The 19,633-nt window shown below is 63.1% G+C and carries 16 protein-coding genes; 7 read left to right on the top strand and 9 right to left on the bottom strand.

Annotated elements, in window-relative coordinates; genetic code table 11:
- Positions 1-8: 8 nt before the first annotated feature.
- Positions 9-1,265 (top strand): MFS transporter, encoded by a 1,257-nt coding sequence (locus QM716_RS20440; RefSeq protein ID WP_283305911.1) that lies wholly within the window; start codon positions 9-11, stop codon positions 1,263-1,265.
- A gap of 68 nt (positions 1,266-1,333) precedes the next feature.
- On the opposite strand, the gene pyrE is transcribed toward QM716_RS20440, so the two are convergent.
- The 5 genes from pyrE to clpB all read right to left on the bottom strand — a co-directional run bounded on the left by pyrE (position 1,334) and on the right by clpB (position 7,349).
- The gene (gene pyrE, locus QM716_RS20445) at positions 1,334-1,867 is read right to left on the bottom strand and encodes an orotate phosphoribosyltransferase (RefSeq protein WP_003944385.1); all 534 of its coding nucleotides are present in this window, start codon (positions 1,865-1,867) and stop codon (positions 1,334-1,336) included.
- Positions 1,868-1,941: 74 nt separating this feature from the next.
- A complete protein-coding gene (locus QM716_RS20450) occupies positions 1,942-2,742 on the bottom strand; it encodes an SDR family NAD(P)-dependent oxidoreductase (RefSeq protein ID WP_283305913.1) in 801 nt (266 codons plus the stop codon).
- Positions 2,743-2,788: 46 nt separating this feature from the next.
- Positions 2,789-3,631, bottom strand: coding sequence for a TtfA family protein (locus tag QM716_RS20455; RefSeq protein WP_283306151.1), 843 nt, complete (start codon positions 3,629-3,631; stop codon positions 2,789-2,791).
- A gap of 86 nt (positions 3,632-3,717) precedes the next feature.
- On the bottom strand, positions 3,718-4,638 hold the full coding sequence (locus tag QM716_RS20460) for a hypothetical protein (protein ID WP_283305914.1): 921 nt from the start codon (positions 4,636-4,638) through the stop codon (positions 3,718-3,720).
- A 158-nt stretch (positions 4,639-4,796) separates the two neighbouring features.
- Entirely contained in the window at positions 4,797-7,349 is a 2,553-nt protein-coding gene (clpB, locus tag QM716_RS20465) for an ATP-dependent chaperone ClpB (protein WP_283305916.1), read from the bottom strand.
- A gap of 182 nt (positions 7,350-7,531) precedes the next feature.
- Between clpB and QM716_RS20470 the strand changes: the two genes are divergently transcribed.
- Positions 7,532-8,728: an FAD-binding oxidoreductase gene (locus QM716_RS20470; RefSeq protein WP_283305917.1), complete on the top strand. Its 1,197-nt coding sequence runs from the start codon at positions 7,532-7,534 to the stop codon at positions 8,726-8,728.
- 16 nt (positions 8,729-8,744) lie between these two features.
- On the top strand, positions 8,745-9,491 hold the full coding sequence (locus tag QM716_RS20475; RefSeq protein WP_283305918.1) for an FAD-binding oxidoreductase: 747 nt from the start codon (positions 8,745-8,747) through the stop codon (positions 9,489-9,491).
- Positions 9,492-9,494: 3 nt separating this feature from the next.
- On the opposite strand, the gene QM716_RS20480 is transcribed toward QM716_RS20475, so the two are convergent.
- Positions 9,495-10,655, bottom strand: a complete 1,161-nt coding sequence (locus QM716_RS20480; RefSeq protein ID WP_283305919.1) for a globin domain-containing protein — start codon at positions 10,653-10,655, stop codon at positions 9,495-9,497.
- Between the two features lie 234 nt (positions 10,656-10,889).
- Here QM716_RS20480 and QM716_RS20485 point away from each other — a divergent pair, with 234 nt between their 5' ends.
- Entirely contained in the window at positions 10,890-12,077 is a 1,188-nt protein-coding gene (locus QM716_RS20485; protein ID WP_283305920.1) for a nitric oxide synthase oxygenase, read from the top strand.
- A 6-nt stretch (positions 12,078-12,083) separates the two neighbouring features.
- Here the strand turns inward: QM716_RS20485 and QM716_RS20490 are convergent, their stop codons facing one another.
- Complete coding sequence (locus QM716_RS20490; protein WP_283305921.1) at positions 12,084-13,469, bottom strand: CitMHS family transporter; 1,386 nt, start codon at positions 13,467-13,469, stop codon at positions 12,084-12,086.
- Between the two features lie 93 nt (positions 13,470-13,562).
- On the bottom strand, positions 13,563-14,570 hold the full coding sequence (locus QM716_RS20495) for a Bug family tripartite tricarboxylate transporter substrate binding protein (protein ID WP_283305922.1): 1,008 nt from the start codon (positions 14,568-14,570) through the stop codon (positions 13,563-13,565).
- 168 nt (positions 14,571-14,738) lie between these two features.
- On the opposite strand from QM716_RS20495, the gene QM716_RS20500 reads away from it, so the two are divergent.
- Together QM716_RS20500 and QM716_RS20505 are read left to right on the top strand one after the other, a co-directional pair.
- Positions 14,739-16,391, top strand: coding sequence for a sensor histidine kinase (locus tag QM716_RS20500; RefSeq protein ID WP_283305923.1), 1,653 nt, complete (start codon positions 14,739-14,741; stop codon positions 16,389-16,391).
- Complete coding sequence (locus QM716_RS20505; RefSeq protein ID WP_283305924.1) at positions 16,388-17,071, top strand: response regulator; 684 nt, start codon at positions 16,388-16,390, stop codon at positions 17,069-17,071. Before QM716_RS20500 ends, QM716_RS20505 begins: the two co-directional genes overlap by 4 nt.
- Before the next feature lie 167 nt (positions 17,072-17,238).
- Here QM716_RS20505 and QM716_RS20510 read toward each other — a convergent pair whose 3' ends face one another.
- Complete coding sequence (locus QM716_RS20510; protein WP_283306152.1) at positions 17,239-18,813, bottom strand: AMP-binding protein; 1,575 nt, start codon at positions 18,811-18,813, stop codon at positions 17,239-17,241.
- A 222-nt stretch (positions 18,814-19,035) separates the two neighbouring features.
- Here QM716_RS20510 and QM716_RS20515 point away from each other — a divergent pair, with 222 nt between their 5' ends.
- Positions 19,036-19,605 (top strand): hypothetical protein, encoded by a 570-nt coding sequence (locus tag QM716_RS20515; protein ID WP_283305925.1) that lies wholly within the window; start codon positions 19,036-19,038, stop codon positions 19,603-19,605.
- Positions 19,606-19,633 lie beyond the last annotated feature (28 nt).

Raw genomic sequence — 19,633 nt, forward strand, 5'->3', positions numbered from 1 at the left:
AAAAGGAGGTGGCCGTGAGCAACACGACCGCGACATCAACGCACCAGAATGAGGCTCCGCCGAGCCTCCTGAAGCAACCGAAAGCTGTGTGGGCGGTAGCCTTTGCCAGCGTCATCGCCTTCATGGGCATCGGTCTGGTCGATCCGATCCTCAAGCCGATCGGTGAACAACTCGACGCCACACCGTCCCAGGTTTCGCTCCTGTTCACCAGCTACATGCTCGTCACCGGCGTCGCGATGCTCATCACCGGTGTGGTCTCGAGCCGCATCGGCGCCAAGAAGACGCTTCTTGTAGGCCTCGCAATCATCATCGTGTTCGCGTCTCTTGCAGGCGCTTCCAGCACCATCGGGCAGATCGTCGGATTCCGCGCAGGCTGGGGACTCGGCAATGCGCTCTTCATCGCAACGGCACTCGCGGCCATCGTCGGCGCGGCCAGTGGCGGTGTCGCTCGTGCGATCATCCTCTACGAGGCTGCATTGGGAATCGGCATCGCCGTCGGACCGTTGGTCGGCGGCGTTCTCGGTGACATCAGCTGGCGCGCACCGTTCTTCGGCGTCGCAGCCCTGATGGCGGTTGCCTTCATCCTCATCGTCGTGATGCTTCCCAGCGCACCCAAGCCAGAACACCACACGTCCATCGCTGCGCCGTTCCAGGCGCTGAGGCACCGCGGACTACTCACCGTCGCCATCACCGCGCTGCTCTACAACTACGGATTCTTCACCCTGCTCGCGTACACACCGTTCCCTCTCGACATGGGGGCGTACGCGATCGGATTCATCTTCTTCGGCTGGGGTCTGATGCTGGCGATCTCGTCGGTCTTCCTCGCCCCACGCCTGCAACGTCGCTTCGGCACACTCCCGATGATGATGCTGGCACTGACACTGTTTGCACTCGACCTGGGCATGATGGCTCTCTTCACCGAGAACAAGATCGTCCTGATCGTGGGCGTCGTCCTCGCAGGGTTGTTCCTCGGCGTGAACAACACACTCATCACCGAAACCGTCATGATCTCGGCTCCCGTGGAACGGTCGACCGCCTCAGCCGCTTACAGTTTCGTTCGATTCGTCGGCGGCGCCGCAGCCCCGTGGGTAGCCGGCAAGCTCGGCGAATCCAACGTCCACATGCCGTTCTGGGTCGGCGCGGTTCTCACCCTCGCCGCCGTATTCGTCCTGTCGAGCGGACGCAAGATTCTCGCTCACGTCGACGACCACGATCCCGCGCCACACAGCGTCGACGAAGCGCTCGCCGTCACCGTCGGCGACTAACCCCCTGTGAGTGGTTGAGGAGCCCCCAGACTCCTTAACCACTCACGGGCGTCAGCCACTCACGGGCATCAGCTCAGATTCAGATCTTCCAGGCCCAGCAGCGAGCGGTACTCGACGCCCTCGGCACCGATCACCGCGTCCGCACCCGTCGCGCGATCGACGACCGTCGCAACTCCGACCACGGTGGCCCCCGCTTCGCGCAGCGCCTTCACTGCCGTCAGCGGCGAATTGCCAGTCGTGGTCGTGTCCTCGACAACCAGGACGCGCTTGCCGACAATGTCCGGGCCCTCGATCTGACGCTGCATACCGTGCGCCTTGGCAGCCTTGCGGACGACAAACGCGTCGATCGGGCGTCCGGGAGCATGCATCACCGCCATCGCAACCGGATCGGCGCCCATCGTCAAACCGCCGACGGCGTCGAAATCCCAGTCCGCGACCAGTTCACGCAGCAGCGAGCCGATCAGCGGCGCTGCCTTGTGGTGAAGTGTCGCGCGGCGAAGGTCAACGTAGTAATCGGCTTCCTTGCCCGAGGACAACGTCACCTTTCCGTGTACAACAGCCAATTCGCGCACCAGCGCAGCCAAATCCTCACGATCGCTCATGAGTGCTCAGCCTACCGACCACCGCCTTACGTTCGGCTTCTGCCTCTGGGCTACGTTCGGCTTCTGCCTCTGGGCTACGTTCGCCCGCGGCCTCTGCCGACGATGTTGGTCATCCGGCGAACCAGCCCCTTGGGAACCAGACGCCCGGCCGTCGTGAGGACCTTGTACTGGATTCCCGGAATGCTGATGACCTTGTCGTCACCGAGATCCTTCATCGACGCCGCAACCACCTGGTCGACGCTCAGCCACATCGGCTTGGGGATCGTGGACATCTCGATGCCCGCACGCTCGTGGAACTCGGTGCGGATGAAGCCAGGGCACAGCGCCTGCACACGCACTCCCGTCCCGGCCAACCCGCCGGACAGCCCTTCGGTGAACGAAATGACATATGCCTTGCTTGCCGAATACGTCGAACCACGCCCGGACAGCAGGCCCGCGACGCTCGCCACGTTGACAATCGTTCCGTGCGCCGACGCGATCATGCTGGGCAGCGCCGCGCGAGTCAGCCGCATCACGGCGGTGACGTTGACGTCGAGTTGCGACTGCAGAAGCGCCGGATCTGCGGTCCAGAATTCGCCGGAGGTACCGAATCCGGCGTTGTTCACCAACACCTCGACGCCCTTCTCCAGGCGCAGCGCGACCGAATCGCGTCCAGCCTCCGATGCGAGATCGGCAACCAGAATCTCCGACTCGGTGCCGAACATCGTCTTCAACTCGGACGCAAGGTCGTGCAATCTGACCTCGTCACGCGCGACGAGAACCAGGTCATATCCGAGGGAGGCGTATTTCTTGGCGAAACCGGCGCCGAGACCAGAAGTAGGTCCGGTCACCAGGGCAACGGGGCGCACAGGGCGATCCGAGTGGGAAGTCGACATACCGGCCACGCTAGTGGTTATCGGGACGGGACGGGCACCTTAAGGGTCAGTCGACCGGACGAATTGTGCCCGAGCGCTGCGACGCCGGACGCTGAGCCGGCTTGTCAGCCGCCTCGGGCTTACGCAGCGATTGGTCCTGACGCGGTGCAGACTCACGCGGTGCAGACTCACGGGGCGGCGGCTCCTGACGTGAACGGGGCTGCTCTACCGGATCCGGAGTTGGGCGAGACTTCTCGGCACCCGGCCGCGGTCGGCTCGGATCGTGATCGACCTCGAGTTCGTTGGGATCGGTGACCGGGGGCAGTACGTGCAAAATGCCGGACAGGCGCGCAACCGACTCGATTGCAGCGTCCCAATCCCGGCCGTTGCTGGTCACCGGGAGCGAACCGAGCGTCCACTGCCCTTCGCTCCACAGCATGCTGATCGACGGCGGAACGGATTCGGTGAACGCCACCATGCGCTGATCACAGACGCGACGAGCAATCTCGAGGTCCGTTGCAAAAACCACCCGGGAACCGATCGCACCCAGCAGGTTCAGATCGCCGTCCTTGGGCGGAGCGGTCGACTTCAACCGAAGATCGATGTCGACGTCCGACCCGATCTCGCGGCGAACGGCCACGATGGTTGCGGTCTCTTCCAGGTCGAACAGCACGAACTGCTCTCCGCGACGGCGTCCGCGGACGACGTCGGTGGCAGTCAGGTAGTCCTGCTTGGCCATGACCGCGCGGTGCCATTCGCCTGCCAGCAGATCGTCAGTGGCCGTGTACGTGTAGCCCTGCGCCTTTGCCCAGATCTGACGCACTCGCCCCGATTGATCTCGCCTCGTCCTGTCGACGTACAGAAGCGCACCCGCGCCTGCGAGTGCAATTACTGCCAGTCCGAACCACATTCCAGTCATCACCCTCCAGGGTAGCGACTCACGGCCTCAACCTCCCGCGACACCCTGGTGGACTAGCCCGATGTGTCGTGAACGACTCAGTTGCCGAACTTCGGCAAGGACGTACTCAGAATCGTGTTGGCGGTCATCGTGCCGTTCTCCACCGGAGTTCCGTCGACGACGATGTTGTCTCCCGGTTGCAGATCCGCGATGGTCGCACGGTTGAGCGCGATGAGCGTGGTGTCCGCAGTGGTCAGGACCGTCACCTGCGAGCCGCCGATCGAATCGATGACCAACGTGCCGCCGTCGTTCGACTTGACGGTGCCGACGGCTCCCCCGGCGTCACCGATGACTTCGCCGAGCCCGCCCGGAAGCTGGCTGAGCGGGGAATCCGTCGTCGGAGTCGGCGCCGTGGTGCTCGCCTTCGGCGGTGTGGTGGTCGGCGCCTGCGTCGTGGTGGTCGGGGGGACAAAAGCGGTCTGGGTGCCCTTGTCGTTCGAGCCGAACGCCGAGAACGCGATGATCGCGATCACGGCGACCAGGATCCCGACCACGCCCGCGGCCACCCACATCGCGAGTTTGCGCTTCTTAGCGCCTCCCGACGACCCGTCTTCGATGAACGGCTGTTCCGGCGGAACCCCGCCACCGCCACCGGCAACCGGGTACTGCTGCGTGTTCCCGTACTGCTGGGCCGTGTACGGCGGATAGGCCTGGGTAGCACCGGGCGGCGCGGCCTGCGGATCGAACTGCGGGTTGTAGGCAGGAAAGGCTTGAGTGGGATTCGGCTGCTGACCCTGCTGGCCCAGGTACTCCGTGTTCTGATCCGGACCACCATAGGGATACTGCTGTGCCCCCGGCGGTTGACCGAAATACTCCGTCGGCTGGTTCGGATTCGACGGGCCCGACACCGTCCCGTATTGCTCCGTCGGCTGGTCGGGCGCACGCCCCCACACCTCGGTCGCCTCGGGATCCTCACGGCCCGGCCCACCCGAGTTACGCGGATCGTTCTGATCGGTCATGCCTGGCTCACCTTCGGTTAGGACGAAAGAGCGTCGAAGTCGTTCGGAGAGGCGCGGGTGCAGACATCCCCAGTTCGAGCATCCAGCCATCCAGGGTAGAACAAAAAGCGAATGCCCCGCCGATCCACTTGGATCGACGGGGCATTCCGCTTACCGAATCAGGAGAGAACCAACTGATCCGCGTCCTCGCTGACACCGACATGCACGGTGTCGCCGTCCTGGACCTTGCCGGCCAGGAGCAGCTTGGCGAGCTGGTCGCCGATCGACTGCTGAACGAGTCGACGCAGAGGCCGAGCGCCGTACAGCGGGTCGTAGCCGCGCACTGCGAGCCACATCCGAGCCGCACCGTTCACCTCCAGGGTGAGACGACGCGCAGCCAGACGCTTCTGCAACTGCTCGAGCTGGATGTCGACGATGTGCTCCAACTGCTCTTCCGAGAGCGAGTCGAAGACAACGACGTCGTCGAGGCGGTTGATGAACTCGGGCTTGAACGCGTGGCGCACCGCGTCCATGACCTGCTCACGTGTTCCACCGGATCCCAGGTTGGAGGTCAGGATCAGGATGGTGTTGCGGAAGTCCACCGTGCGGCCCTGACCGTCGGTGAGTCGACCTTCGTCGAGCACTGCGAGCAGGACGTCGAACACGTCGGGGTGCGCCTTCTCGACCTCGTCGAAGAGGACCACCGAGTACGGGCGTCGCCGAACTGCTTCGGTGAGCTGGCCGCCGGCTTCGTAGCCGACGTATCCCGGAGGGGCACCGACGAGTCGAGCCACCGAGTGCTTCTCGCCGTATTCGCTCATGTCGATGCGGATCATGGCGCGCTCGTCGTCGAAGAGGAAGTCCGCCAAGGCTTTGGCGAGCTCCGTCTTACCGACGCCGGTCGGGCCGAGGAACAGGAACGAACCGGTGGGCCGATTGGGATCGGCGACACCTGCTCGGGCGCGGCGGACGGCATCCGAGACGGCGACCACGGCGTCGGTCTGGCCGACAACGCGCTTGCCGAGCTCGGACTCCATGCGGAGCAGCTTCTCGGTTTCGCCTTCCATCATCCGGCCGGCGGGGATACCGGTCCAGGCTGCGACCACGTCTGCGACGTCGTCGGGCCCGACCTCCTCCTTGAGCATCACGTCACCGTCGGAGGCAGCTCCGGAAGCGGCTGCTGCTTCTTCCAGTTCCTTCTCGAGCGCCGGGATGCGGCCGTAGCGCAACTCGGCTGCCTTGCCCAGATCGCCGTCACGCTCAGCGCGTTCGGACTCTCCTCGGAGGGTTTCGAGCTGTTCCTTGAGCACGCGCACCGAATCGATGGCCTGCTTTTCGTTCTGCCAGCGGGTACTGAGCTGGTTGAGCTTTTCGCGGTCGTCGGCGAGTTCCTGACGCAGCTTCTCGAGCCGTGCCTTGGACGCGTCGTCGGTTTCCTTCTCGAGTGCCACTTCTTCGATTTCGAGTCGGCGAACAGTGCGTTCCACCTCGTCGATCTCCACGGGTCTCGAGTCGATCTCCATACGAAGTCGCGATGCGGCTTCGTCCACGAGGTCGATGGCCTTGTCGGGCAGGAACCGCGACGTGATGTAGCGGTCCGACAGCGCGGCAGCAGCCACCAACGCGGAGTCGGTGATGCGCACGCCGTGGTGCACTTCGTAGCGCTCCTTGAGGCCGCGCAGGATGCCGATGGTGTCCTCGACCGAGGGTTCACCGACGTACACCTGCTGGAAGCGACGCTCCAGTGCTGCGTCCTTTTCGATGTACTTGCGGTACTCCTCGAGCGTGGTGGCACCGACCAGCCGCAGCTCACCGCGGGCGAGCATCGGCTTGATCATGTTGCCTGCGTCCATCGCGGATTCACCGGTGGCTCCGGCGCCGACGATGGTGTGCAACTCGTCGATGAAGGTGATGACCTGTCCAGCGCTGTTCTTGATGTCGTCGAGGACAGCCTTGAGGCGCTCCTCGAATTCACCGCGGAACTTGGCGCCGGCGACCATGGACCCGAGGTCCAGGGACACGACGGTCTTGCCTCGCAGCGATTCCGGGACGTCACCCGCGACGATGCGTTGGGCCAGGCCCTCCACGATCGCGGTCTTGCCGACGCCGGGCTCACCGATGAGTACCGGGTTGTTCTTGGTACGACGCGAGAGCACCTGAACGACACGGCGGATCTCGGTATCGCGACCGATCACCGGGTCGAGCTTGCCGCTTCGTGCGGCTTCGGTGAGGTCGGTCGAGTACTTTTCCAGCGCTTGGTAGGTGCCTTCCGGCTCGGGGCTGGTGACGCGAGCGCTGCCGCGGACGGTGGTGAAGGCTTCACGCAGTGCGTCCTGGGTGGCGCCGTGGCGCACGAGCAACTGTGCGACGTCGGAGTCGCCGCCGGCCAGTCCGTAGAGGACGTGCTCGGTGGATACGTACTCGTCGTCCATCTCGGTGGCGAGGTGTTGAGCAGCGGTCAGTGCCGCGAGTGCCTCACGCCCGAGTTGCGGAGTGGAGCTTGCGCCGGTTGTCTTGGGCAGGCGATCGACGATTGCCTGCGCTTCTCGGTGTACGACGGTGGGGTCGACGCCTACAGCTTTGAGTAGTGGGGCAGCGATGCCGTCGGTCTGGTCGAGCAATGCGACCAGCAGATGGGCAGGCCGGATATCAGGGTTACCCGCCGACGACGCCGACTGCAGTGCAGCCGTCATCGCAGCCTGGGTCTTGGTTGTTGGTGTGAACGAGTCCACTTGTCACCTTTCTGGCGAAGTCGAACGGGAAGAGCCGCGACCGGTTGGTATTGCGACTGTGTCAATATGCTCAACGCGGACAAACTTGAGTCTATTCCGCTCAAGTTTGTTTTCGCCAGGCCGAGTTGGTTTCGTAGGTCACATTTTCGGCCGTACTAGAATTGTGGCGAGAGTTGCAGCTGGTGCGAAAGGGGGATGGATTGGATCCGACAGTGATCGCCCGTCTGCAATCCAGCCTCGATTCTCTGACCGACGACGAAGAGAGCCGTGCGCACTTCTCGGCAGTGTTCTACACCGGCCTCTTTGCGGAACATCCTCTGTACCGCTCATTGTTCCCCGCCGGGATGGAATCCCAGGGCCACCGTTTCTTCAGAGCCGTCGAGTTCGTCGTGAAGAACCTGCCCCAGCATCGCCGAATCCGAAAGTTCCTCACTCAACTCGGCCGCGACCACCGTCGCTACGGCGTCGAGCGTGAGCACTACGAGGCCGCCGGCGTCGCACTCGAACGCGCGGTTCGGTCGATGTACGGAACCAGCGCGCACAGTCGCTACAAGTGGACGCCGGAACTGGACGAGGCCTGGTCGCAGTTCACCGACCTCGTCGTGAGCACGATGGCCGACGGCGCCGAATCCGATACGTCCCCGGCGCTCTGGGGTGGAACCGTGGTCAGCCACGAACGAGTGCTCGACGATCTGGCGATAGTGCGCCTCGAAGCCGACCCACCGATTCCGTACGGGGCGGGGCAGTACCTCGGCGTTCAAATTCCCCAGCGCCCGAGAATGTGGCGGTACTACTCGCCGGCGATTCCGACCAACCCTTTCGGCCAGCTCGAGTTCCACATCCGCAAGGTGTCGGGAGGATGGGTCAGCCCGGCGATCGTCGGTGAAACCAATGTCGGTGACCGCTGGGTCATGTCCACTCCCCTCGGCGGCTTGGAGGTCGACTTCACCAGCGACCGCGACGTTCTGATGATCGGCTCCGGCACCGGCATCGCCCCACTGCGGGCCCAGGTGATGGAGATGTCTCAGCGCGCGAACAATCCGCGCGTGCACCTGTTCGTCGGCGGCCGATATCCGTGCGACCTCTACGACCTCGAAACGCTCTGGCATATCTCGCTCAGCAACCCGTGGTTGACCGTCGTACCGGTATCCGAAGAACCCGAAAACCCTTGGTGGCACAACGGACCGGTACTCGAACCCCCCTTCGGAATGCACAGCCGACTGATCGGACCGATCGGAAAAGTAGTCTCGCAGTTCGGCTCATGGGCCGACCGCCAGGTGCAGATCTCGGGTTCACCGTCGATGATCAAGACGACCGTCTACGCCTTGCGTGCCGGCGGAACTCCGCTCGACCAGATCCGGCACGACCCGCTCTACTGACTACAGGAGAACTTTCATGGCCCAGCGAACCTGGTCGAGCACAGTGATCGAACATCACCGTCTCCGTGAGGATCTGGCGGTTGTCCGTCTGGTCGGCGACGTCGTCCCGTTCCGCCCCGGCCAGTACGTCGACGTCAGCGTTCCACAGAATTCGCGGTTGCTCCGCCGACTCTCCCCCGCCCTGCCTCCCTCACACGACGGGAAGTTGGAGTTTCACGTCAAGACTGTTCCCGGCGGTTGGGTCAGCGGTTCGATAGTCAAGGACACCCAGCCTGGTGACGTCTGGCAGATACTCGACCCGCGCGGCAATCTGTCGGTCGACGAGAACGGCCCCGCCGTCATCATGGTCGCGGGCGGAACCGGTTTGGCCCCACTCCGCTCGATCATTCTCGATCTGGCTCAGACCCCGAACCCGCCGCAGGTGTACCTCTTCTTCGGCGGCCGAACGCTTCGTGATCTCTACGCAGCGGACATGCTGTGGCTACTCGCCGACCAGTTTCCGTGGTTGCAGCCGATTCCCGTCGTCGAAGATCTTTCCGACGGCGGCCCGCCCGACGGATGGTTCGACCGTTTGAACGTCGACATCGGATTCGGCGACGACCACCTCATCGAAGGCACGCTCGCCGACGTCGTCGCGTCGTACGGTGCGTTCACCGAACATCAGGTCTTGGTGTGCGGATCCGCGGCCATGGTTCGATCGACGCGTGATCGGTTGATCGAGGCCGGCACCCCGGCCGACGTCATTCAGTTCGATCCGTACTGACGGTCAGTAGGTCGGGTCATTGCGGACGGTGTCGACGTCGATCCCCACTGCACGAAGCCTGAATTTGGTGCTGTTGACCATGGATTCGCTGCCGACGAGCTGGATGTCGTAGCCCGCCCAGTCCCCGAACGAGGTCACGACCTTGCCGACCTTGCCGGTGATGCGCCGCTTCATGCCGATCGGCGGCAGTGGTTCCGATTCGGTGTGCCACCACGGATTCTCGTCCTCTTCGGAGACGGGGACGATCGTGAGCCACGGGTGCTTCTCGGCCAACTTCCACAGGTGCGGAAGGTCGTAGAGATCGCACGGATTCTGACCGGAATAGAACAGATGAACCTTGCGGGTGTTTCCGCGTCGGATCAGCTCGAGTATCTGCGCGCGAAGAGGCGCGACACCGGTTCCCGACGCGATCATCAGCAGGTCCTTGGAGTTCTCCGGAATCCCGAGAGCACCGATCGGCGAGCCGACCACCCAGGTGTCGCCGACAGCGGTCTGGTTCACCATCGCCGGGCTGACCCAACCGCCGGTGACCTGGCGGATGTGGAACTCGAGGAGTCCGGTTCCGTCGTACGGCGTCGCCGGTGACAGGTAGCGCCACATCCGCGGCCTCGCTGCGACCTGCACGCTGACGTACTGACCGGCGCGGTACTCCATCGTCTGGTCGAGTTGCAGCCGGACGACGGCGACGCCCTTGATGACCGGGCGGCATTCGATGACAGTGGCACTCCAGGCGGGCGGACCGTCCTCGGCGTTGGCGGCATCCATCATCGCTGCCGAGATGATCGCGAGCGTGTTACGCCACGCGCTGTCGACCTCGTCTGTCCACAGTTCGACGCCACCGAAGGACTCGAGCGCTTCGATCAAGGCATTGCCGACTGCCGTGTAGTGCTCGTCGGTGACTCCGTACTTACGGTGATCGCGGCCGAGCTGCGCGAGGTACTCGAGTATCGCGTCGGACTCGTCGAGACGTTCGACGACATGAGCGATAGCGCTGACGAGCCGATCCCGCTGCACATCCATCGCTGCCGGAAAAAACTCACGGGTTTCGGGCGATCGAGCGAACAGAATCGAATAAAAGGTACGGGCGAGCCGTTCCGGACCATCTTCTACCGCAGCGACGGATTTGAAGCTCGACCGGACCAGAGAAATTGCTTGCGAATCCACGCTCATCCTCGTCCCGACTAGACGCGGCAAGACCCGCCGCGGAATTTCGTCTGCAGCTTATGCCACAAATGTCTGACTCGTAAATCATTCTGGACAAGTGTCACAATCGACCCCATTTCGCGGTGTGACCGTCCCTTTCTTATTCTTGCGTGCAAGATAAACAAGAGCTTCGACACTCTCGATCGCCGAGCTAACGTTCAGCGAAATCTCAACCAGCCAAACAGGAGTCGTGCCGTGGATTTTGTTCGACAGGACGAATTGCCCACCGATAGCGGGCTTACGTCCCAGATCGCCTCCACTACCCCGACGCTGACCGAGCTTCAACGTCGGGAACTCGAGTGCGTCGAATTTTTCGACTCTCCGGAACTGGGCCACCTCCCGACCTCTCGGCGGCGCGAAGCCTTGCGTGAGCTCCACCGGACCGGTACCTACACGCACACAGCGGAGGAATTGCTCGTCGGCGCCAAACTCGCCTGGCGAAACCACGCCAGATGCGTTGGTCGTGCGCATTGGCGGACCCTCAAACTCATCGACGCGCGCGACGCCGTCACGGCTTCCGCTCTCGCAGAAGCGTGCTGGGAGCACCTGCGACTGTCGACCAACGGCGGCGCGCTGCAGTCGGTCGTGACGGTCGGGCCACTCCCCCGCGAGGACGGTCAGGAGTACCGCATCCTCAGCCCGCAACTGATCCGCTACGCCGGCTATCGTCAACCGGACGGCAGCATCCTGGGCGACCCGTGGCACGTCGATCTGACCGCTCAGGTCACCGCGATGGGATGGAAGGGTGCCGGTACACCGTTCGACGTTCTCCCCGTACTGATTTCGGTTCCCGACGAACCCCTGCAGTACTTCGACGTCCCGACCGACCTCGTTCTCGAGGTCGAGATCGAGCATCCCGAATACAGCTGGTTCGCTGATCTGGGGCTTAAATGGCATGCCGTTCCCGCGGTCTCGGACATGAACCTCGACATCGGCGGAATCGTGTATCCCTGCACGCCGTTCAGCGGTTGGTACGTCAGCACAGAGGTCGGCGCACGTAACTTCAGCGACGGCGATCGCTACAACATGTTGCCCACTATCGGAGCGATGATGGAGCTCGACATGAGCCACGACCGCACTCTCTGGAGGGACCGCGCACTGGTCGAACTGAACCGCGCAGTTATTCACAGCTACCGCAAGGCCGGCGTCATCATGGTCGACCACCACACTGTTGCAAAGCAATTCATCGATCACATCGCGCGCGAGGACAAGGCCGGGCGCAAGTGCCCGACCGACTGGTCGTGGGTGAACCCGCCCATGTCCAGCTCGCTCACCCCGACGTTCCACCGCCTGTACGACGAGCCAGATCTCGACATCCGGCCCAACTTCGTGACAAAAAAGAAGAAGGGCACCGACCAAGGCCGGTGCCCCTTCCACAACTGATCGCGCTCAGAAGGGGATCTGCCCCAATCCGACGCCGACCACGAGCATCGTGATCGAGATCAGGCCGGCTCGCCACAGAACCTTTTTGTGGTGATCCGCCAGTGACACACCGGCGAGTGTGACCAGGAGCAGGATCGCCGGGACCAGCGGGCTCTGCATGTGCACTGCCTGCCCGGTGATCGAGGCACGTGCCATTTCAACCGGCTCGATGCCGTACTGCGCTGCCGTCTCGGACAGCACCGGGAGCACACCGAAGTAGAACGCGTCGTTGGTCATGAAGAACGTGAGCGGAATGCTCAGGACGCCCGTGATGACGGCGAGGTGCGGGCCCATCGCGTCGGGAATGACCTGGAGCAGCCACTCTGCCATTGCCTCGACCATGCCGGTTCCCTGGAAAACGCCGGTCAGCACGGCTGCTGCCAGCACCATTGCGACAACCGAGACGATGCTCGACGAATGGCGTGCGATTGCTTCACCCTGATCCTTGACCGCCGGGAAGTTGACCGCGAGTGCGATCGACGACGCGATCATGAAGAGGACCGGAATGGGCAGGATGTCCATCACGAGCACAACGAGAAGGATCGTCGTCAGCGCCGCGTTGAACCAGAGCAGCTTCGGTCGCAAGGTGTCACGCCCGGGGGCAAGTCCGTCGATGAAGCGTCCGGTGTCGCCGCCGTCGTCTTCCGGGTCGTTCGAGCCGCCGGTGCCGGCGCTTCCGGTGCTGGAACTTCCACCTTTTCCGACCTTTTCGAGGATGCGCTCAGAAGTCAGGACCAAAGTCCCGATCCTTCGGCGTTCCATGATCCCGAGGTGAATCGCGAACCCGAGCACCATGATCAGGCCGACGATCAACGACGGCACCATCGGGACGAAGACGTCGGAAGGTGAGAGTCCCAGCGCGCTCGCGGCCCGGACGGTCGGGCCACCCCACGGAATGATGTTCATCGTCGCGTTCGACAGGCCGGCGATCACCGTCAGGACGACGGGACTGACACCGAGTTTGAGGTAGAGCGGTAGCAGCGCGGAGGTCACGATGATGAAGGTCGTCGAACCGTCGCCGTCCAGGGAGACCACCATCGCGAGCACTGCGGTTCCGACCACGAGCCGCATCGGATCGTCACGCACCATCCGCAGGATGAGCTTGACCAGCGGATCGAAGAGGCCGACGTCGATCATGATTCCGAAGAAGATGATCGCGAAGAACAACAGCGCTGCGGTGGGTGCGAGCGACTTGATGCCGTCGGTGATCATGTCGCCGATTCCGAGGCCGGCCCCGGCAAGTAGTCCGAAGGCCACCGGAACCAGAGTCAGTCCCACCACCGGAGTCGCGCGTTTGGTGAGGATCAGGAACATGAACACCGCAACCATGAGGAAGCCGAGTGTGACGAGCATGATGAACTCCTTTTGTGCTGAATTGCCGAGAAAAACGGCACGGCAAATCGAGCCGGTGACCTTCGTGGAGGTGAAACGAAACTTCGGTTGTGCTTAGTTGATGCCGGGCGGATCGAGTGTTGCGTCGACGAACCGGGATTGATCGGTGAGGAATGCGGAGAACTCGGGTTCGGTGAGAACTGCACTGTTCCAACCGTTTCGGCGAGACAGCTCGTTCCACCGCGGGCTTGCCGCCAGATCCCGCACCAAATTCTGCAAGTGCTGACGCTGATCGTCCGTCAGGCCCGGCGGCGCCATGAGACCGCGCCAGTTGGTGAAGGTGACTTCGACGCCCGACTCCGCCATCGTGGGCGCATCCACCGCCGGGGTGCGGGCGGGCGAGCTGACCGCAAGGACCCGAACCGTGCCTGCTGCAATCTGATCGAGGTACTCACCGATACCAGTGGCAGCGACGTCGACCTGCCTGGTGAGCAGTGCGGGAAGCAGTTCTCCGCCGCCGTCGTAGATGCGATAGGGAGAGCGCGACGGATCGACACCGACCGCGCGGGCGAACAGAAGGCGGAACAACCCGTCCGGTCCACCTTCACTCGAACCGCCGCCGATCGAGATCGACGACGGATCCGCCACCCAGGCCTGCGTCAGATCGGCAAGAGATTTGTACGGTGAATCTGCTGGAACCAGTAGCGCTTCCGGTTCTTCGACCAGTCTCGCGATCGGCGTCACGTCGGCAAGTGTGTGCTCGGACGGCAGAATCTCGAGCGAACCGAGAACGCCGAGTCCCATGACCATGAGTAGACCGGAATTTCCGCGTTCGAGAGCCAACCGGTTGAGTCCGACGATGCCGCCCGATCCGGGCAGTACAACGACGTCGGCGTCGACGGTTCCCTCGTCGGAAAGTGCCTGCACCATGGTCCGGGCGGTCAGGTCGTAACCACCACCGGCCACCGAGGGCACCAGTACGCGCAGTTCTTCGGAACTCTCACCCGCTCGGCCATCGGCGAAGAAGGACTCGACCGGAGTACATCCGGTCGACAGCACGAGAGTCATCGCGCAAGCACCGAGCAAGGCGATATGCCTGCTCAGCAGCTTCGATGTGCTCATGGCCTTGTCCTTGTCTATTGGCTGTCTGCTGGTAGCGATGTGTGAACAGGTTTCATACTGACTCACTTTGTGACTGGGGTCACCATTGGGAAAGCAAATTGATTTGTGCTCATTGTGCTCACGAACGGCCGCTTTCCCGGCATCGAACTGAAGGCTAGGGTCTGGCTGGTGTCCTCAGGAAACGAGCAGGCGGAGCGAGAGCGCAAGTCGCCTCTGCGTGCGCGCCTGCGTCGACGCCGGCACACTCTGGCGACACAACTTCTCGAACTGCAACTTCTGATCGTCGTTGCAGTTCTCGTGTGCGTCACTGCACTCTCCCTCGCGCAGTCGTCTGCGAGTTTCCAACGCGAGGAAGGACGTCGCGCACTCTCGGCAGCGGAATCGCTCGCAGCCAATCCGGCAGTACGTGAACTGCTCCCCCAGGCTCAGACCCGCCTCCGATCCGGACTACAAGGTTCGGTCGACTCGGTGCGCGCCATCTCGGGCGTCACCTACGTCTCGCTTGCCGACGCCGACGGCGGTGTCGTCATTTCGACGCGTCCCGGCGATGTCGGCATCGACGCACGTCAGACACAGGATCGCTCGTGGACGGGTTTGGTCGACACACCCTCCGGCAAGGCCGTGGAGGCGCACGTTCCGATTCTCGGCAATGAAGGAGCGATTACCGGAACTGCGATCGTCGGCATCGAGTACCCCTCGATCTGGACGCGGTTGCTGCAGTCGGCACCGAACCTCCTGGTATACCTCGCGGTGGCTTCCCTTCTCGGCGGCGTCGGTTCGATCCTGTTGGCCCGCAGGGTCAAACGGCAGACCCTCGGCATGGAGGCCGGCGAGATCTTGGACCTGGTTCGCCAACGTGAGGCAATGCTGCGCGGCCTCAAGGAAGGCGTCATCGCATTCGACGCGCAGGGAAAAGTGGTGCTGATGAGCGACAGTGCCCACCAACTCCTCGACATTCCACGCGGAAGTGCCGGTAGATCTGTGCGGGACCTCGGTCTCGACGACCGCCTCCAGAGTGTACTGACCTCCGGCACAACCGAATCCGATCAGTTGGTTCTCGTCGGTGATCGACTACTTGTCCTCAACACCGTCTTGATCGAATCGAAGGGCCGCACCATCGGGTCGGTCACCACCTTCCGCGACCGCACCGAATTGCGCTCCGTGGAAGAAGAACTCGACGTGACCAAAACCAGCACCGACGCACTACGCGCTCACATCCACGAGTTCGACAATCAACTGCACACCATCTCCGGCCTCATCCAGCTCGGCGAATACGACGAGGTGGTCGGCTACGTCGAGGGTCTGACAATGGAGCGCGCGCAGGTCAGTGCGACCGTGACCGAGAAGATCGCCGACGTCGGCACCGCCGCACTCGTGATCGCCAAGATAGGCGCCGCTGCACAGGGATTGGTCACAGTCGAATTGGCGCCGGACACGCATCTGGAGACGGTGGACCGCAGACTCGGACGAGATCTCGTGACGGTGGTCGGAAACCTCGTCGACAATGCCGTCGACGCCGTCGGTGAGATGCCGGAAGCTTCGCGCCGCAAGGTTCGGTTGTCGATTCGCGACCGCGGCACCGCCGTCGAAGTGCGTGTCGAGGACGCCGGCCCCGGTATCGCGCCGGAGAATCGCGAACGGGTTTTCGGCCAGGGTTGGAGCACCAAGGGACAATCGAGTGACGGACACGGTTTCGGTTTGGCGCTGGTACGCCTGACGTGTCGTCGGCGGGGCGGCGACGTCACCGTGAGCACTCGTTCGGCAGAAGGCATCGAGTGGACTGTCTTCACCGCAGTCCTACACGACGGAGAGGGCGCATGATCCGGGTACTAGTGGTCGACGACGACTTCATGGTGGCGAAGGTGCACAGCGGATTCGTCTCGCGGATAGACGGTTTCGACGTGTGCGGCGTTGCCCATTCAGCCGAGGCCGCGCTGACCGCGGTCGGCGAGCTGCAACCCGACCTGGTTCTTCTCGACGTTCACCTGCCCGGCACCACCGGACTCGATCTGATCGCCCCGTTTCGCGAGCTGGCACCGGAGCTGGATGTTCTTGTCATCACGAGTGAGCGCGAGGCGGGCTCGGTCAAGAAGGCTCTGCGCAGCGGCGTCGTGCATTACCTGATGAAGCCATTCACGTTCGAGGTTCTACGTGAGCGTCTCGAGCGGTACCGATCGACGTACGCGAACCTCGACAGCATCGGCGAAGCAGAACAGGGAGCGGTAGACGAGGCATTCGGCGTGGCCGGTGGCGCGACAGGAGCGTCGTCCCTCAAGGGGCTACCGAAAGGACTCAGTCCCGAGACCCTTCAACTCGTCGAGACAGCACTGCGAGACGAAACCGAACCCGCCTCGGCAACAGACATTTCCGAGAGGGTCGGTATCTCACGCGCGAGCGCGAGGCGCTACCTCGAGTACCTCTACGAAACCGGGCGGTCCACCACTTCGCTGAAATACGGAGTGGTGGGCCGCCCGGAGCGTCGATACGTCTGGAAACGCTGAGACTGCGCCACTGATTCGGCCCGATTCACCAGGGGTTGACACGGTTTTTGCGAAGTGAGCAGCCCTTGCATCCCGCTGCAAGGGCTGCTCACTCGAGGGAAACTGTGCTCACTCCCAGGGTGTGTTGCAAATCTGATCCGGGAACTGGAACGCCTGGGTTGACGCGCCTAGACCGCGCGGGCGCTGGTCTCCCAGTACCTCGCGCGCAGTGCCTTCTTGTCCAGCTTGCCCAGCGGCGTCAGCGGAAGGGAATCCACGAAGTCGATGCTCTTGGGCGCGTGAACCGAACCCTTGGCTACTTTCACTTTCTCGACCAGTTCCTCGAAGTCGACGGTCAGTCCGGCACGAAGCACCACGCAGGCCTTGACGGCTTCGCCCCACTTGTCGTCGGGCACACCGACTACCGCAACCGACGCGACAGACGGATGCGCCGAGATCACGTCCTCGATTTCGCGCGGGAACACGTTGAAACCACCGGTCACGATCATGTCCTTCTTGCGATCGACGATGGACATGAACCCGTCCTTGTCCTTACGCGCGATGTCGCCGGTGTGCAGCCAACCACCACGGAACGCCTCGGCTGTCTCGGCCGGCTTCTTCCAGTACCCCTTCATGATCAGCGGACCACGGACACATATCTCACCGAGTTCTCCCTGCGGCACCTCGTTCAGGTCGTCGTCGAGCAACCGGACGTCGAGCCACGGCACCGGCCGTCCGCAGGTGGCGAGGCGGGCCGGATCGTCGGCGAGGTGTTCTTCCTTGCGCAGCACCGAAATTGTCATGCCGCACTCGGTCTGACCGTAGAACTGGAAGAAGATCTGACCGAACTTCTTGATGCCCTCCTGCAACCTGGCCGGAGACATCGCGGACGCTCCGTAGAACAGAGTCTGCAAACTCGAGACGTCACGCTTGGGCAGATCGGGGTGATCCATGAGCATGTAGATCATGGTGGGCACCAGCATGGTTGCCGTGATCTTGTGCTTCTCGATGGCCTCGAGCACGGCTCCCGGCTCGAATGCGGGCAGGACGATCAACGCGCCGCCGCGCAGCAATGTCGGAATGAAGAACGCTGCACCCGCGTGCGAGAGGGGCGTGCAGATGAGGAAACGGTTGTCCTCGGGCCACTGCCACTCCGACATCTGGATCTGATTGAGCGCTGCACCCGAACGGAAGGATCCCACAACACCTTTGGGCTTGCCGGTCGTTCCACCGGTGTAGACCATGCTGCTGGCGTCTTCGGCGTCGACGTGCGCTGCCTTCAGCGGCGCGGGCTCGAACGTGGCAGCCAGCGCGAGGATGTCGATTCCCACCTCGGACGGCCCCATCGAGAGCACGCTGGTCAACGAGGGTGACGACGCCTTCAACTCGGCGGCGCGCTCTTCGAAGGCATTGGGATCGAAGATGAGGGTCTCGATCTCGGCGTCGTCGACGATGTACTTGTGATCGTCGAGCGATCCCATCGGGTTCAGGGCGCTTGCCCGGCACCCGGTGATCATGGTCGCGCCCATGCTGATCAGGACCTCGGGGCGGTTCTTCGACAGCATTGCGGTGCTGGTGCCCTGAGTGATTCCCAGTGACGCGAGCGCCTGGGCGAAGCAGCTGATCTGATCGCGCATCTGACCGCCGGTGAGGATCACGTCGCCGAGGTAGAGCGCGGGCTTGTCGTGATTGCGTTCCAGAGCGGTGATGAGCAGGTCCGGACCGTATACCGGTCGGTGCAGGTCAGCGAACTCGTCTGTCATCTGGTCTTCCTTCTGCTCGGCGCGTGCAGTCATCGAGATGTGCTCCCGGTCACGGATACGATATCCAGAATTGCACAAAACTGGAACAGGTTCCACCTCTTCGATCGAATCCGAGAATGCTCCCGATCAGCGGGAAGCCCGTCGTCACCCGCGAGAGCGGTGGTTAGCGTCGATGTACCCACCGAGACGACAGCGTCTCGGTCGCGTCCAACGGAGAGTGTCATGACTACCAACCTCGGTACCGCCCACTTCACGGCAACTGCTCCCCGTACTGCCACCACGCTCCTCTCCGATTTCGACTCGTTGTACGGCACCGTGCGCTCCGCACCCGACGGGTCCGTCGTCGAGCAGGACGTCGTGTTCTTCGGACGCCCCGATCCCGGCGCACTGCTCACCGGATCCGTGAGGTCGCTGGGTTCGGCGCTCGAGCGGATCACCGAATACCACGATCAGACCGGGCACCTGGTGGCCGAGGTCTTCGTCCGGAAAGTCCCGACGGTTTTCGTCCGGGAAGCCCCGACAGCGGGCGCCGGAACCGATTCCGTTGCTGCCCTTGCTGATTTCGCCGCTGGGCGCTACGGCTCCGCCTCGCTACGCCGGTTCCGCGGACGCTGCACAGCGACCTCCGTGGGAGTAGATCTGAACTGCTCCGTGACGGTGCTCGCCACGTACGAGAAGGACCACGAGAGCGTCACCGACGTAGCTCTGGTCGCCACCGATCCCACTGGAGTTGTCACCGCTCGCGCTTGGGCGACTTACGCGATAGACAATGCGGCGACTCTCGCGAGCTGAATCTCGGCAGGTCACCGAGTAGGTGTTC

This window comes from Rhodococcus sp. IEGM 1409 (assembly GCF_030056735.1).
Lineage (GTDB): Bacteria > Actinomycetota > Actinomycetes > Mycobacteriales > Mycobacteriaceae > Rhodococcus_F.

Coding starts and splice junctions, on each gene's coding strand:
- QM716_RS20475 (WP_283305918.1), top strand. CDS start 8,745: ATGGCCCAGCGAACCTGGTCGAGCACAGTGATCGAACATCACCGTCTC.
- QM716_RS20490 (WP_283305921.1), bottom strand. CDS start 13,469: ATGCTCGTCACACTCGGCTTCCTCATGGTTGCGGTGTTCATGTTCCTG.
- pyrE (WP_003944385.1), bottom strand. CDS start 1,867: ATGAGCGATCGTGAGGATTTGGCTGCGCTGGTGCGCGAATTGGCTGTT.
- QM716_RS20495 (WP_283305922.1), bottom strand. CDS start 14,570: ATGAGCACATCGAAGCTGCTGAGCAGGCATATCGCCTTGCTCGGTGCT.
- QM716_RS20515 (WP_283305925.1), top strand. CDS start 19,036: ATGACTACCAACCTCGGTACCGCCCACTTCACGGCAACTGCTCCCCGT.
- QM716_RS20505 (WP_283305924.1), top strand. CDS start 16,388: ATGATCCGGGTACTAGTGGTCGACGACGACTTCATGGTGGCGAAGGTG.
- QM716_RS20510 (WP_283306152.1), bottom strand. CDS start 18,813: ATGACAGACGAGTTCGCTGACCTGCACCGACCGGTATACGGTCCGGAC.
- QM716_RS20460 (WP_283305914.1), bottom strand. CDS start 4,638: ATGACCGATCAGAACGATCCGCGTAACTCGGGTGGGCCGGGCCGTGAG.
- QM716_RS20455 (WP_283306151.1), bottom strand. CDS start 3,631: ATGTGGTTCGGACTGGCAGTAATTGCACTCGCAGGCGCGGGTGCGCTT.
- QM716_RS20450 (WP_283305913.1), bottom strand. CDS start 2,742: ATGTCGACTTCCCACTCGGATCGCCCTGTGCGCCCCGTTGCCCTGGTG.